15 protein-coding genes are annotated in these 13,443 nt (G+C 62.4%); 4 read left to right on the plus strand and 11 right to left on the minus strand.

All coding sequences use genetic code 11. The annotated features are described in order from the left end of the window. Positions 1 to 21: 21 nt before the first annotated feature. From siaD to gshB, 11 genes are all read right to left on the minus strand, one after another. Positions 22 to 816, minus strand: a complete 795-nt coding sequence (gene siaD, locus AAFM31_RS11955; protein WP_341708166.1) for a biofilm regulation diguanylate cyclase SiaD — start codon at positions 814 to 816, stop codon at positions 22 to 24. Positions 817 to 823: 7 nt separating this feature from the next. Continuing rightward, on the minus strand, positions 824 to 1,201 hold the full coding sequence (siaC, locus tag AAFM31_RS11960) for a biofilm regulation phosphoprotein SiaC (protein ID WP_341708167.1): 378 nt from the start codon (positions 1,199 to 1,201) through the stop codon (positions 824 to 826). Between the two features lie 22 nt (positions 1,202 to 1,223). Next, positions 1,224 to 1,766, minus strand: a complete 543-nt coding sequence (siaB, locus tag AAFM31_RS11965) for a biofilm regulation protein kinase SiaB (RefSeq protein WP_341708168.1) — start codon at positions 1,764 to 1,766, stop codon at positions 1,224 to 1,226. 28 nt (positions 1,767 to 1,794) lie between these two features. Next, the gene (gene siaA / locus AAFM31_RS11970; RefSeq protein WP_341708169.1) at positions 1,795 to 3,786 is read right to left on the minus strand and encodes a biofilm regulation protein phosphatase SiaA; all 1,992 of its coding nucleotides are present in this window, start codon (positions 3,784 to 3,786) and stop codon (positions 1,795 to 1,797) included. A gap of 60 nt (positions 3,787 to 3,846) precedes the next feature. Continuing rightward, complete coding sequence (locus AAFM31_RS11975; protein WP_341708170.1) at positions 3,847 to 5,121, minus strand: dihydroorotase; 1,275 nt, start codon at positions 5,119 to 5,121, stop codon at positions 3,847 to 3,849. Between the two features lie 3 nt (positions 5,122 to 5,124). Next, complete coding sequence (locus AAFM31_RS11980) at positions 5,125 to 6,120, minus strand: aspartate carbamoyltransferase catalytic subunit (protein ID WP_341708171.1); 996 nt, start codon at positions 6,118 to 6,120, stop codon at positions 5,125 to 5,127. Between the two features lie 7 nt (positions 6,121 to 6,127). Beyond that, positions 6,128 to 6,640, minus strand: a complete 513-nt coding sequence (gene pyrR / locus AAFM31_RS11985; RefSeq protein WP_341708172.1) for a bifunctional pyr operon transcriptional regulator/uracil phosphoribosyltransferase PyrR — start codon at positions 6,638 to 6,640, stop codon at positions 6,128 to 6,130. Next, a complete protein-coding gene (ruvX, locus tag AAFM31_RS11990) occupies positions 6,637 to 7,077 on the minus strand; it encodes a Holliday junction resolvase RuvX (RefSeq protein WP_341708173.1) in 441 nt (146 codons plus the stop codon). The genes pyrR and ruvX overlap by 4 nt, the downstream gene beginning before the upstream one ends. Continuing rightward, positions 7,077 to 7,637 carry a YqgE/AlgH family protein gene (locus AAFM31_RS11995; protein WP_341708174.1) on the minus strand — a complete coding sequence of 187 codons (561 nt, stop codon included), beginning with the start codon at positions 7,635 to 7,637 and terminating at the stop codon, positions 7,077 to 7,079. The genes ruvX and AAFM31_RS11995 overlap by 1 nt, the downstream gene beginning before the upstream one ends. Positions 7,638 to 7,707: 70 nt before the next feature. Then, positions 7,708 to 8,604: an energy transducer TonB gene (locus AAFM31_RS12000; protein WP_341708175.1), complete on the minus strand. Its 897-nt coding sequence runs from the start codon at positions 8,602 to 8,604 to the stop codon at positions 7,708 to 7,710. A 113-nt stretch (positions 8,605 to 8,717) separates the two neighbouring features. Next, positions 8,718 to 9,671, minus strand: a complete 954-nt coding sequence (gene gshB, locus AAFM31_RS12005) for a glutathione synthase (RefSeq protein WP_341708176.1) — start codon at positions 9,669 to 9,671, stop codon at positions 8,718 to 8,720. A gap of 227 nt (positions 9,672 to 9,898) precedes the next feature. Between gshB and AAFM31_RS12010 the strand changes: the two genes are divergently transcribed. The 4 genes from AAFM31_RS12010 (at position 9,899) to AAFM31_RS12025 (ending at position 13,428) form a co-directional block, all read left to right on the plus strand. Further along, entirely contained in the window at positions 9,899 to 10,312 is a 414-nt protein-coding gene (locus AAFM31_RS12010; RefSeq protein ID WP_104736514.1) for a PleD family two-component system response regulator, read from the plus strand. Between the two features lie 37 nt (positions 10,313 to 10,349). Further along, positions 10,350 to 10,715: a twitching motility response regulator PilH gene (gene pilH / locus AAFM31_RS12015; RefSeq protein ID WP_088276064.1), complete on the plus strand. Its 366-nt coding sequence runs from the start codon at positions 10,350 to 10,352 to the stop codon at positions 10,713 to 10,715. Positions 10,716 to 10,760: 45 nt separating this feature from the next. Then, on the plus strand, positions 10,761 to 11,297 hold the full coding sequence (locus tag AAFM31_RS12020) for a chemotaxis protein CheW (protein ID WP_341708177.1): 537 nt from the start codon (positions 10,761 to 10,763) through the stop codon (positions 11,295 to 11,297). 91 nt (positions 11,298 to 11,388) lie between these two features. Next, on the plus strand, positions 11,389 to 13,428 hold the full coding sequence (locus tag AAFM31_RS12025) for a methyl-accepting chemotaxis protein (protein WP_341708178.1): 2,040 nt from the start codon (positions 11,389 to 11,391) through the stop codon (positions 13,426 to 13,428). The last annotated feature ends 15 nt before the right edge of the window (positions 13,429 to 13,443 follow it).

A 13,443-nucleotide genomic window follows, 5' to 3' on the forward strand; every position in this document is an offset into this window, starting at 1 on the left:
CGTCGTTCAGACGGCGGTTTGCTATTGGGCGGCTGCGGCGCTCAGACGGTTGCGCCCGCCGCGTTTGGCTTCCAGCAACGCATGGTCAGCTCTGCTGATGGTGTCCGAATAGCTGTTGCCGGGGCTGTGCTGGGCGATGCCGATGCTGACAGTCATGCCGACCGACTCGTCCTGTACGCGGATGGTCAGCCGCTCTACAGCAGCCCGTACCCGCTCCATCACCATTGTTGCTTCGGTGGCGCCGGTTTCCGGCAGCAGAATCAGAAATTCCTCGCCACCCCAGCGACCACACAGGTCGCTGTCACGGATCTCCGCATCCAGCACCCGGGCCAGTTCCACCAGCGCGCCGTCGCCGACTTCATGGCCGTAGCGGTCGTTGATGCTTTTGAAGTGGTCCACATCGAGCATGGCAATACTGAAAGGGCGCTGATAGCGGATAAAGCGCTCGGCTTCTTTCTTCAGCCGCTCAACCAGCAGGCGGCGGTTGCCGAGGCCGGTCAGGGCGTCGTGGGTCGAGGCTTCGCGCAGGGCCTCGTTGAGGTCACGCATCATCACCTGATAGCGGTCCGAGATGCGGGCCACCTTTTCCAGCTGGCGCAGTTGCTTGTTCAGGCGCTCGGTCAGCGAGTGCTCGCGCTGCTTGGCCATGCTCTGATAGCCATCGGAGATGTGGCTGATGCGGTCGATGCGGCGGGCCAGGTCCTGATGGGCGGCCCACAGCTCACGCAGCGGCGCATGCAGAGGGTTATCCTGATGGGCAGGCTGGTCCAGCAACCGGCTGATCTGCGCTTCCAGGTCCTCTTTTGGCTCTTTCATGGCGTGCTCAGGTGTGACTGATGATGTTGAAGGTAAAGCTGCAGTCTTCCTTGAACTCCTCTGCCAGCTCTGCGACGCGCTCGTTTTGCGGGTCGTAGTACCAGTTGACCTGCACTGCCTTGCCATCCTGATGCGCGGCTTCGAGCAGATCAAAAACATCCATCATGGCCTTTACGCTGCTGGTATTCAGATACAGCAGGCGCAGCTCGAGGCTGAGCGGAGTGGTTGCCTGGTCGAGGTAGGACTCGATCCAGTCAAAGACCTGCTGGAACATGTCGAACGAGTTTTCCGGGTAGGAGTCACCGGCCATATGCAGTTGGCCTGTGGCCCAGTCGCTGCGGACTTCCGGAGTGGATTGCGAACTGGGAATGCTGAAATCATTCATGGGTGCTTGGCTCTTGGTTCGGTCAGATCACGGCGCGCAGGCTGAAGAAGCTGCGGCCGTTGGCGACGGGCTGCAGGGTGGCCTGCAGCGGGGCACTGGATTTGCGGGCGATGTCGATCAGCCCCAGACCGGCGCCGGAGGGGCGGTCTGCGTCACGTGGGCGACGTAATTGTTCCTTGTAGGCGGCCTTGAGACCGGCCTTGTCCAGCTTTGCCAGGTCGTTGATCGAGCTGACCAGGTTGTCGCCGTCAGCGCTTTCGATCAGGTTGCCGGCCGACACGATGTAGCGGCCATCCTCGTTGCGGGATACCACCACGGTGGCGCCTGCTTCCTGCTCGTTCCAGCCCTTGGCGCGGGTGTAGTGGCTGATGTTCTGGGTCATTTCGATATATACCGCGAACACGTCCATCGCTGCGGAGGTCGGTGCGCTGTCGGCCGCCAGGTAATTGCGCAACGCATTGCCGATCTCTTCGATGAGGCTGCGCGAAATCGGTCCATTGAAGCACAGCATGATCTGCTGGCTGTTGAAGCGCTCTCGCATCGCGAATAGGTCGAGATTTTCCATTACAACTCCTGTGCGTTCGGGCGGGTGCTCAGTCAAAGCGGAAACACAGCATGGTGATGTCGTCGCGTTGAGGGTAGTCGCCCTGATAGGCGGCCAGTGTATCGCTGAATGCTGCGCTTTGCTCGTCCAGCGGCAGGCTGGCGTGGCGGCGCAGCATCTCGGCAAAACGGCTGTTACCGAAGCCAAAGCCGCGGTCGCCGCCCGCCTGATCAAGGAAACCGTCGGTGCACAGGTAGAACGTGCGACCGGGGCGCAGCTCGATCTCCGTATTGTGATAGTCACCGATGCGCTTGTCGCCCAATGCCCTGCGTGCGCCCGGCAGATGATCAACCTGATCGCCGTCACTGTGATACAGGGCAATTTTGGCACCGGCGAAGGTGATCTGGCGTTGCTGTAGATCAACGTAGGCGAGGCCGACGTCCATGTTGGTCGCAATCGAGCGGGCTTCGCCAGAGTCGCTGAGCATGTGTCGAACGATTTGGTCGGTACGGCGGAGAATGGCTGCCGGATCGTTCATGCCACAGTCGCTGATCGCCTGATCCAGCGCCGCATGGGCGAGCATGGTCATCAGGGCGCCGGGTACACCATGGCCGGCGCAGTCGACGACGCCAAACAGGCACTGGTTATCTTCGTGGCGGAAAATGTAGAAATCCCCACCGACTACGTCGCGGGGGCGCCACAGTACCGCGTGGTGCTCGCCGAGAGCGTTGACCAATTCGCGATTGGGCAGGATGGAACGCTGAATCAGGCTGGCGTAATCGATCGAGTCTTCGATCTTGCGCTGGGCATTGCTCATTTGCAGGTTGACCTGCTCGAGGTCGCGGGTGCGCTCCTGCACGCGCTGTTCAAGTTCTTGGGTATGGGTGCGGACCTTCTCGGCCATGACGCCAAAGGCATCGCTCAGCTCGCCGATCTCGTCGTCGCGAGCGGCCGGCATGGCCACGTCATAATTGCCCGCGGCCATGGCCTGAGCGCCGCGCTTGAGCTGGCGCAAGGGGCCGAGCAGCAGACGCTCGATAGCGACAGCGAAGATCAGTACCAGAATGGTCAGCAGCGCCGCCAGACCGATCAGCAGTGGCGTCAGCCAGGTGCTGTCGATGACCTCGGCGGTGGTCAGGTCGATGGCGTTGACCACATACCAGTCCAGCTCGGGAATGTATGTCATCGCCAGCAGCTGGTTGGCGCCTTGCAGTGCGACCGGCAGGATGCGCACGCTGCCCGGTTCTGCACCAGTGCTAGCGATGGCATCGGTGACCGCGGCTTGATCCTGCGGGCTGATCAGGTTCAGCAGATTGGCGCCGGCGCCCTTGTTGGCGTCCGCGCCGGAGTTCAGCGCGATGAGGCTGCGGTCGCTGTGGGCCTGGATAGCGCCCTGGGCGTCGATGATCATCGGCGTGACGCCCGGATCATCGCTGGTAATGAAGTCGCGGATGAAGCTCGACAGGTCCAGGCCGGATCCCGCCAGTGCGAGGACGCTGCCGTCGTGATCCTTGACCACCATGTTGAGCCACACCTTGGTGGTGTTCAGCTCGGGGTTGGTGTCGACGTTGAGGTTGTAGTCCTCGGTGTTGCGCAGGGTGCTGAAGAACCAGCTGTCGGCGTCGGACTCGGGGTTGAGAATATAGCGCGGGGCCTGGCTCTGCGCTTGGTCGCCGCCGTTGAAGTAGTAGCCCAGGTTGTCCAGCCGGCCGATAAAGTAGGCATGGTCACGGAAGTCAGCGCGGTACAGCTCGGCTTCGCGGAAGAACAGGTCGGCCTTGGCCGGATCGTTCGGGTCGCGCAGCCACTGGCGCGTCACTTCGGAGTTGGCAAAGCGCAGTGAGAGTGCCAGCTCGCGGCTGATCGGTGCGCTGATGCGCTCGCGGTTCAGCAGCGTCGCGTTGCGCGCATAGGCCTCGCCGAAGTGTTCGTGAATGCCGTTGAGCACCGACCAGCCAATCAGGCCAGCAGGCACCAGGGCCAACAGACAGGCCAGCAGCAGGGCCAGCAGTGATTTGCCACGCAAGCCGAATGCGGCCATGCCCGGACTCCTTCCAATCGCTCAGTGTATGCCGCGCACGGCGTTCAACCGACTACAGCGTCAGGGTGCCTGATATACCAGTTTCCCGCCGTAGAGAGTGTGAGTAACCGCCACCGGGGCGCCTTGTCCGATGAAAGGACAGTTGGCGCCTTTGGACAGCCAGTTTCGGCCAATTTCGCATGCCTGCGCCGGGTCGAACAGGGTGATGTCGGCAAGCCCTCCCTGAGTCAGCTGGCCGGCGGCGATGCCGAGTGCGGCCGCCGGGCCGGTGGTCACCCGCGAGAGCGCCGCCGGCATTTCAAGCAGACCGTCGGCAACCAGCGTCATGGTCAGCGGCAGCAGGATCTCGACGCTGCTGATGCCGGGGGCGGAGGCGGCAAAGGGTACTCGCTTGGACTCGGCTTCGTGCGGCTGGTGGTGCGAGGCGATGGCTTGTACCACGCCGCTCTGCACCGCCTGGCGCAGTGCGCGGCGGTCAGCCGCCGAGCGCAGCGGTGGCATGACGTGCAGTTGGCTGGAGAAACCGGTCAGGTCTTCGTCGCACAGCAGCAGTTGATAAGCCGCGACATCAGCGGTTACCGGCAGGCCGCGGGCCTGCGCATCGGCCAGCATGTCCATGGCGCGGGCGCTGGTCAGGCCGCTGAAGTGGGCGCGCACGCCGGTCTGTTCGATCAGCAGCAGGTCACGGGCCAGCGCAACGGTTTCGGCGCTCTCCGGAATGCCGACCAGACCGAGGCGGGAGGCGGTCGGGCCTTCGTGGGCCATCCCGCCCTCGGCCAGATCGGCGTCCTGCGGGGTAAAAATGATGGTCAGGCCGAAGGTCGCTGCGTATTCCAGTGAGCGGCGCAGGATACGGTTGCTGCCCATCGGCGCTAGGCCCTGGGTAAAGGCAACGCACCCGGCGTCACGCAGGGCGACCAGCTCACTCAGTTGCTCGCCGTCCAGGCCCTTGGTCAGGGCGCCGATCGGCAGGACGCGGGCGTTGCCGGCGGCCTGACTGCGATCAAGGATCAGTTCGGCGACCGCCGGGGTGTCGAGCACCGGGCGGCTGTCTGGCGGGCAGCACAGGGTGGTAACGCCACCGGCGGCGGCCGCGCGGGTCTCGCTGGCAATGCTGCCCTTGCGGCTGTAGCCGGGCTCGCGCAGGGATACGTTGATGTCGACCAGACCCGGACAGGCGATCAGCCCGCGGGCGTCGATGCGCTGGTTCGGCGTGAAGCCTTCCGGAGCTGCGCCGATAGCCTGAATGTGGCCAGCGGCGATATGCAGGTCGGTAATTTCATCAAACTGGCTGGCGGGGTCGATGACCCGGGCGCCTTCAATCGTCAGTCGCATGGTTCAGTTCGCTTCCTGGTTGAGCTGGCGCTGGGTGGTCTGTCCGGTCATGGCCATCGACATCACGGCCATGCGCACAGCGATGCCGTAGGTCACCTGTTTGAGGATCACCGACTGCGGCCCGTCGGCGACTTCGGATTCGATTTCGACGCCACGGTTGATCGGGCCGGGGTGCATGACCAGCGCATCGGGCTTGGCCAGTGCGAGGGTTTCACGGGTCAGGCCGTAGAGCTTGTAGAACTCGCTTTCGCTCGGCAGCAGGCCGCTTTGCATGCGCTCTTTCTGCAGCCGCAGCATGATTACCACGTCGACGTCGCGCAGGCCGACACGCAGGTCGTTGAAGACGCGCACGCCGTACTGGTCGATGCCTTCGGGCAACAGGGTACGCGGGGCAATGACGCGAATGTCCGGGCAGCCGAGGGTCTTCAGTGCCAGCATGTTCGAGCGCGCCACCCGCGAGTGCAGGATGTCGCCGACAATGGCAACGGAGAGATTCTCGAAGTCGCCGCGGTGACGGCGGATGGTGAGCATGTCGAGCATCGCCTGGGTCGGGTGCGCGTGGTTGCCGTCACCAGCGTTGATCACCGCAACCTCTGGGCAGACCCGTTCGGCAATGAAATGCGCGGCGCCGGAGTCGCCATGACGGACGACGAACATGTCGGCGGCCATTGCCTCCAGGTTCTGCAGGGTGTCGTACAGGGTTTCACCCTTGCTGGTCGAGGAGGTCGAAATATTCAAGTTGAGCACGTCGGCTGACAGGCGCTTGGCCGCCAGCTCGAAGGTGGTGCGGGTGCGGGTCGAATTCTCGAAAAACACGTTGCAGACCGTCTTGCCGCGAAGCAGCGGGACTTTCTTGACGGCGCGTTCGCCGACTTCAAGAAAGGAGTCGGCGGTGTCGAGTAGTTCGGTCAGCAGCTCACGTGACAGCCCTTCAATGGTCAGGAAGTGGCGCAGCTGGCCCTGTTGGTTGAGTTGCAGGTGATGCGGCGTCAGGCTCATGGCGATCTCAATTGGTAGCGGCGTCGGTCAGGGTCAGTTGCAGCGGGGTAGGGCCGGACAATTTTACGCGCTGGCCAGGGGCCAGAGCCAGCGTGGCGCCGAGGATGTCGGCGCGGATCGGCAGCTGGCGCGCATCGACGTCGATCAGGGTCACCAGGGTGACGGAGGCCGGGCGGCCATAATCGAACAGTTCGTTGAGCGCGGCGCGGATAGTCCGGCCGGTCATCAGCACGTCGTCGACCACAATGATGTGGCGGTCGTCGACGCTGAACGGCAGCTCGGATGGGCGCACCCGCTGCGGCAGACCGTGCTGCTCGAAGTCGTCGCGGTAGAAGGCAATGTCCAGCGTGCCCATCGGCGCCTCAGGGGCAACTGCAGCATGCAGCGCATCGGCGATCCAGACGCCGCCGGTATGAATGCCGACAAAGGCCGGGTCGCTGATCTGCCGCGCGCTGAGATGGGCGCGCAGCTGGTCGGCCATGCTGTTCAGCAGGCTATCGACCGCGGGAAGTGTACTCATGGTGTCTCCTTGCTCTGGCTGCTCAGCCAGGTCTGCAGCAGCAGGGCCGCGGCGAGGCTGTCGACCGGATCGTCCCGGTAGCTGCTCGGTGTGCGTCCCTGCGACTTGAGGTGTTGTTTGGCTTCAAAGGTACTCAGGCGCTCGTCGACGGTCTCGACTGGCAGCTGGAAGCGGCCATTCAGGCGCCGGGCGAAGCGGGCGGCGCGTTCGCTCATATCGCTGGCGCTGCCGTCCATGTTCAATGGCAGGCCGACGACCAGCACGTTGGGTTCCCACTCGCGGATGAGCTTGGCGATCTGGTCCCAGTCCGGTACGCCGTCGCGGGCACGCAAATTGGTCAGTGGTTCGGCGCTGCCGGTCAGGGTCTGGCCAACGGCAACGCCGATCTGGCGCGTGCCGTAGTCGAAGGCCATGGCGCGGCGGTGGGCTGTTGGCATCAGGCGTGGCCCGCCTGGCTGGTCAGCAGACTCCAGTCCACCCCGAGGGAGCGCGCCGCCGCCGCGAGGCGCTGATCACAGGGCAGGTTAAACAGAATGCTGTGGTCAGCCGGGCAGCTCAGCCAGACGTTGTCGGCCAGCTCCTGCTCCAGCTGACCCGCGCCCCAGCCGGCGTAGCCAAGGGTAATCAGCACGTTGTCCGGGCCTTCGCCCTGGGCCATGTCGCAGAGAATATCCCGTGAGGTGGTCAGGGTCAGCGGTCCGAGATCGACGCTCGACTCCCATTTGCGGCTGCCACCGTGCAGCACGAAGCCGCGCTCGGGTTCAACCGGCCCGCCGTTGAGCACGGACAGATCGCTCAAGGTGGCGAGGTCGGGCGCCAGCTGCTCAAGCAGGTCGCTCAAGTTGAGCTCGCTCGGCTGGTTGATGATCAGCCCCATGGCGCCCTCGGCACCGTGTTCGCAGAGGTAGATCAGGCTGTGATCGAAATGCGGATCGGCCATGTGGGGCATGGCGATCAGGAAGTGATGGGTGAGATTGCTCGGGGTCGTCTGCATCATGCCCATAGTATTGGGCCGAAGGCGTGGCAGGGCAAGGGCAGAATTGCCGCGCAGGCGGCAGGTCTGCTGGTCAGAAGCTGGATACCCGGTCGCCCGGCTCGAAGCGCCAGGTGCGGATAATCTCTAGCACGTCGATGTCCATCAGATCGCCGGTAAAGGGCATGAACGGAGCGGCCAGCCGGACGATGCGCATGGCGGCCTGGTCCAGTATCTGCTCGCCGGAGGACTCAAGGATCTGTACGTCGCGCAGGGTGCCGTCGCGGTTGATCTGTACCAGCAGGCGCAGGCTGCCGTAAATGCGGTTGGCGCGGGCCTCGGCCGGGTAGTTCAGATTGCCGACCTGCTCGACCTTGCGGCGCCAGGCATCTTTATAGAAGGCGCCCTTGTCCTGCATGGTCGAGGCCGCGTTGAGGCGCAATATGCGCGGGCGGCGGGCGTAGGCCTGGCGGTCTTCGGCCAGTTGCGCTTCGAGGCTGGCGATTTCTCGCGACAGATCATTCATGTCGAAGCGCAGTTGTGCGGCGGGCGCCGGTATCGGTTTGGGCGTGGGCGGGGCGGTAACGACGCGTTGCGGGCTGGGTGCGGTGGTCGTCACGGTCTTTTGCTGCACTGGCGCAGGTGGCGGTGCACTGACCTGCGGCGGCGGGCTGATCTTGTTGATCTCGCTGTCCTGGAAGGGCGCTTCTTCCGTGGTGCTGGGTGCGGCCTTTTCGTCGAGTGTGCCGCTGCCCTGCTGATTCAGTTGGGCAAGGTAGTCAGCGTCTTCTGGCGGCGCTTCGCTGTGCTGGGTCGCAAGGGTGATTTCGAGGCTTTTCGATAGCTCGCTCGGGGTCGGGATATCGAAGGTAATGCCGAGGATGATCAGCGCATGCAGCACGGCAGCCAGAAACAGGGTGAAGCCGAGGCGATCACGGGGGGTGATGGTCGGAGGGCTGCTGGGGGTAGAGGGGGGCGCTGCGTTGTTCATGCGGTCCGTGTGCTAGGTGCTGTCACTGTCCGGTGAAGTCTGCCCGCGGCGGTTGCAAAAGTCCATGTGCTGCGTCACGCCGCCGAACATCTGTGCTCGGCTGCGGGCAGGGATCAGCGGGCCTGCAGCAACTCTTCGATGGCGTCCATCAGACGGCCGCCGATGTCTGTGTCGTAGGCCGCGTCGATTTCGCGGATGCAGGTAGGGCTGGTGACGTTGATTTCGGTGAGGTAGTCGCCGATCACGTCCAGGCCAACGAACAGCAGTCCGCGTTCACGCAGTGCCGGCCCGACCTGCTCGGCGATCCAGCGGTCGCGCTCGGTCAGTGGCCGCGCCTCGCCTCGGCCGCCAGCGGCGAGGTTGCCGCGGGTTTCGCCTTGCTGTGGGATCCGTGCCAGGCAGTAGGGTACCGGTTCGCCCTTGATCATCAGGATGCGCTTGTCGCCATCCTTGATTTCCGGGAGGTAGCGCTGGGCCATGATCTGCTGGGTGCCATGGCAGGTCAGGGTCTCGATGATTACGCTGAGGTTCGGGTCGCCTTCCCTTATACGGAAAATCATGGAGCCGCCCATCCCGTCGAGCGGTTTGAGAATAACGTCACGGTGCCGGGTAGCGAATTCGCGGAGAATGTCCGCGCGGCGGGTCACAATGTGATCCGGCGCACACTGAGGGAACTGGGTAGCAAACAGCTTCTCGTTGCAGTCGCGCAGACTGGCTGGTCGGTTGACGATCAGCACGCCGTCGCGTTCTGCCGCTTCCAGAATGTGCGTTGCGTAGAGGAATTCGTTGTCGAACGGCGGATCCTTGCGCATCAGGATCACATCCAGCGAATCAAGCGGGGCCTGCTGCTGTTCGCCCAGGTCGTACCAGTGATCGGGGTTGGCATGAACTTGCAGCGGGCGGAAGCAGCCCATGGCTTTGCCGTTGGCCAGATAGAGGTCCTGGGGCTCCATGTAGAAGAGTTCCCAGTTGCGAGCACTGGCGGCCAGCAGCATGGCCAGCGAGCTGTCCTTTTTGTATTGGATCGCGTTGATTGGATCCATGACGATACCGAGGCGAATTCGCATAGGATGTGTGCTTTCCTGGCTGTTTCGGAAGGGGAATCGAGTGTAGCGCCACAGCGTCTGCGCAGCCAGTGTGGACCGGCTTGCTCTGTCGTCTCGGCGCTGCGCCAGCTTTATAGATTGCCTGCTGAATCTATGCTAAAAGTACGCGGAAAGGGAATTGGCTGGTCGAGGGGTGCCGCGCGGCAGCCTACTGAATCGACCCTCCATCAATAACAAAGGCTGGTCTTATGGAAGAAAATTTCGAGAGCCTCAAGGTCATGGTGATTGATGACAGCAAGACGATCCGACGCACGGCCGAGACCCTGCTGAAGAAAGTTGGCTGTAACGTCATCACTGCGGTTGACGGCTTTGATGCACTGGCCAAGATTGCCGACAACCACCCGGATATCATCTTTGTCGACATCATGATGCCGCGTCTGGACGGCTATCAGACCTGTGCCCTGATCAAGAACAACAGCGCCTTCCGGGCTACCCCGGTGATCATGCTGTCGAGTAAGGACGGCTTGTTTGACAAGGCCAAGGGGCGGATCGTCGGGTCCGATCAGTACCTGACCAAACCGTTCAGCAAGGAAGAACTGCTGGGGGCCATTCGCGCCCATGTTCCGCAGAGCGGCAGCGTCGCGGGCGCCGCCGGCGCCTGAGTAGCAATCAATACGAAGAACAACCCGGGGGAGTCTGATGGCCCGCATTTTGGTAGTAGATGATTCGCCGACCGAGCTGTACAAGCTGACCGGCATGCTGGAAAAACACGGCTACGAAGTACTCAAGGCCGAAAATGGTGCCGATGGCGTGGCGCTTGCCCGTCAGGAGAAGCCGGATGCGGTGCTGATGGATATCGTCATGCCGGGCCTTAACGGCTTTCAGGCAACCCGCCAGCTGACCAAGGACCCGGAAACCAATCATATTCCGGTCATCATCGTCACTACCAAGGATCAGGAAACCGACAAGGTATGGGGCACCCGTCAGGGCGCCAAGGACTATCTGACCAAACCCGTCGATGAGTCTACCTTGATCAAGACCCTGAAAACCGTGCTCGGCAGCTAGGTGCCGGCGCCTTCGATGCCGGATAAGAACGAGAACAGGGACGGCATGTCAGATATTCAACATCCTTTCGAACTGCTCCAGCAGCTGGCTGGCCAGTGCCGCCAGCAGGCAGCCGGCCTGCCGTCTCAGGACGAGGTCAGCGAGACCTGGAGTGGCGTCGGCTTTCGCCTCGCCGGCCATGTGATGCTGGCGGCCATGGGTGAAATTACTGAAATCCTGCACGAACCACGTTACACCGCGTTGCCCCGGGTCAAGGCCTGGGTGCGCGGTGTAGCCAACGTGCGTGGGCGTTTGTTGCCGATTGTCGACATGAGCCGTTTCTTCGGAGTCACCGCCGGAGGTGGGCGCAAGCAGCGCCGGGTACTGGTGTTTGATCGTGACGACCTGTTCGTCGGCTTGCTGGTCGACGAAGTACTGGGGATGCAGCATTTGCCGGTCAGCACTTTCAGTACCGAGTTGCCGGAGCTTGAGCCGCGGGTGCGGCCCTATGTTGTAGGTGGATACCGAGGGGAGCGCGACGCGCTGGTATTCAACTTTCGCGCCCTGGCACGTGATCAGGATTTTCTCGACGTAGCCATCTGATCGGAATTGGCGCAACCGGGAAAAGCCCCGAATTGCGCTGGAGCATGATTAGCCAGAAAAAACAGCCGTAGGCCAGGTAGGGGCCAGTAATATGAAGATACTTGATACACAGACGCTGTCTTCCTTGCGAAGCAACCGAACGGTACTTGGCCTGGGTGCCATTCTGCTGCTGTCGCTGGTTTTGCTGATCGCCAACTTCCTTTACCTGAACACGCAAAGCTCGCGTGACACCGAATATATTGGTCACGCGGGCGAGCTGCGGGTTCTCTCCCAGCAGATCTCCAAGTCGGCAACAGAAGCCGCAACCGGTACGCCGGAAGCGTTCGGCCTGCTGCTGAGCGCCCGTAACGACTTCCAGCAGCGCTGGGACTACCTGGTCAAGGGCGACGCGGCGTCCGGGCTGCCGCCGATGCCGTCCAGCATGGCGGATCAGCAGGCGCAGCTGCAGGCTGACTGGGACAAGGTACGCCGCAATGCCGACGCGATCCTTGCCAGCCAGACCACGGTACTGTCATTGCATGAGGTTGCCGCGACGCTGTCCGATACCGTTCCGCAGCTGCAGGTCGAGTATGAAGACGTTGTAGACGTGTTGATTGCCAGTGATTCACCGGCCGATCAGGTCGCCATCGCTCAGCGTCAGTCGTTGCTGGCAGAGCGTATCCTGGGCTCGGTAAACCGGGTACTGGAAGGTGATGAAGACGCGGTGATGGCCGCCGACAGTTTTGGCCGTGATGCTAGCCTGTTCGGTCGCGTACTGCAGGGCATGATTGAGGGTAATGCCAGTATCGGCATCACCAAGGTAGCCGATGCCGATGCGGCCAGCCGGCTGCAGGAAATTCAGTCGCTGTTCCGCTACGTATCCGATTCGGTTGACCAAATCCTGCTGACCTCTCCGGAGCTGTACCAGGTCCGTACCGCTGCCAACGACATCTTCACCGACTCCCAGTCGCTGCTGGAGAACGCCTCCCGTTTGGCGCAAGGCTTTGAAGACAACGCCGATTCGCGCGTTGCCAACACCATTCTGGGTTACGTTCTGGCAGCGATCGCGTTGATGTGTCTGCTGCTGATCGGTATTCAGCTGACCCGTGATACTCGCCTGCGTCTGGACGAGACGTTGGAGAAAACCCAACGTGACCAAGCGGCGATTCTGCGACTGCTTGACGAGATCGGTGACCTGGCCGACGGTGACCTGACTGCCCAGGCAACAGTGACCGAGGACTTCACCGGCGCGATCGCCGACTCCATCAACGAGTCCATCGACCAACTGCGTGCGCTGGTAGGAACGATTAACGATACGGCCCAGGAAGTGGAGCGCGCAGCCCAGGAAACCCAGGGCACCGCGATGCATCTGGCCGAAGCCTCCGAGCACCAGGCGCAGGAGATTGCCGGCGCCTCGGCGGCGGTAAACGAGATGGCGGTTTCCATTGACCAGGTATCTGCCAACGCCTCCGAATCGGCGGCGGTAGCGGAGCGCTCGGTAGCCATCGCCAACAAGGGTAACGAGGTGGTTCAAAACACCATTGTTGGCATGGATACCATTCGTGAGCAGATTCAGGACACCTCCAAACGGATCAAGCGTCTGGGCGAATCGTCCCAGGAGATCGGTGACATCGTTAGCTTGATTAACGACATTGCCGACCAGACCAACATTCTGGCATTGAACGCCGCAATCCAGGCCTCCATGGCCGGTGACGCGGGTCGAGGCTTCGCGGTGGTTGCGGACGAGGTTCAGCGCCTCGCAGAACGTTCCTCCGGTGCAACCAAGCAGATCGAAGCACTGGTAAAAACCATTCAGACCGATACCAACGAAGCGGTTATCTCGATGGAGCAAACCACCTCCGAGGTTGTCCGCGGCGCTCGTCTGGCGCAGGACGCGGGTGTGGCGCTGGAAGAGATTGAAAAGGTATCCACCAGTCTCGCGGCGCTGATTCAGAACATCTCCAACGCGGCCCGTCAGCAGGCTTCGTCTGCCGGCCACATCTCCAACACCATGAACGTGATCCAGGAAATTACCTCGCAGACTTCTGCCGGTACTACCGCGACCGCGCGCAGCATTGGTGAGTTGGCGAAACTGGCCGAGGCGATGCGTCAGTCGGTCGATGGTTTCACACTGCCGCAGCAGGGCGACTAAGCTGAAACGGGTGGC

This window comes from Halopseudomonas sp., from assembly GCF_038130085.1.
In the GTDB taxonomy this organism is placed as follows: domain Bacteria; phylum Pseudomonadota; class Gammaproteobacteria; order Pseudomonadales; family Pseudomonadaceae; genus Halopseudomonas.

What these genes read in the sequence shown, in the direction of transcription:
- siaB (WP_341708168.1), bottom strand. Translation starts at nt 1,766, where the DNA reads ATGGAAAATCTCGACCTATTCGCGATGCGAGAGCGCTTCAACAGCCAG.
- pyrR (WP_341708172.1), bottom strand. Translation starts at nt 6,640, where the DNA reads ATGAGTACACTTCCCGCGGTCGATAGCCTGCTGAACAGCATGGCCGAC.
- ruvX (WP_341708173.1), bottom strand. Translation starts at nt 7,077, where the DNA reads ATGCCAACAGCCCACCGCCGCGCCATGGCCTTCGACTACGGCACGCGC.
- AAFM31_RS12000 (WP_341708175.1), bottom strand. Translation starts at nt 8,604, where the DNA reads ATGAACAACGCAGCGCCCCCCTCTACCCCCAGCAGCCCTCCGACCATC.
- pilH (WP_088276064.1), top strand. Translation starts at nt 10,350, where the DNA reads ATGGCCCGCATTTTGGTAGTAGATGATTCGCCGACCGAGCTGTACAAG.
- gshB (WP_341708176.1), bottom strand. Translation starts at nt 9,671, where the DNA reads ATGCGAATTCGCCTCGGTATCGTCATGGATCCAATCAACGCGATCCAA.
- AAFM31_RS11975 (WP_341708170.1), bottom strand. Translation starts at nt 5,121, where the DNA reads ATGCGACTGACGATTGAAGGCGCCCGGGTCATCGACCCCGCCAGCCAG.
- AAFM31_RS11980 (WP_341708171.1), bottom strand. Translation starts at nt 6,120, where the DNA reads ATGAGCCTGACGCCGCATCACCTGCAACTCAACCAACAGGGCCAGCTG.
- AAFM31_RS12025 (WP_341708178.1), top strand. Translation starts at nt 11,389, where the DNA reads ATGAAGATACTTGATACACAGACGCTGTCTTCCTTGCGAAGCAACCGA.
- siaC (WP_341708167.1), bottom strand. Translation starts at nt 1,201, where the DNA reads ATGAATGATTTCAGCATTCCCAGTTCGCAATCCACTCCGGAAGTCCGC.
- AAFM31_RS12020 (WP_341708177.1), top strand. Translation starts at nt 10,761, where the DNA reads ATGTCAGATATTCAACATCCTTTCGAACTGCTCCAGCAGCTGGCTGGC.
- siaA (WP_341708169.1), bottom strand. Translation starts at nt 3,786, where the DNA reads ATGGCCGCATTCGGCTTGCGTGGCAAATCACTGCTGGCCCTGCTGCTG.
- AAFM31_RS12010 (WP_104736514.1), top strand. Translation starts at nt 9,899, where the DNA reads ATGGAAGAAAATTTCGAGAGCCTCAAGGTCATGGTGATTGATGACAGC.
- siaD (WP_341708166.1), bottom strand. Translation starts at nt 816, where the DNA reads ATGAAAGAGCCAAAAGAGGACCTGGAAGCGCAGATCAGCCGGTTGCTG.
- AAFM31_RS11995 (WP_341708174.1), bottom strand. Translation starts at nt 7,637, where the DNA reads ATGATGCAGACGACCCCGAGCAATCTCACCCATCACTTCCTGATCGCC.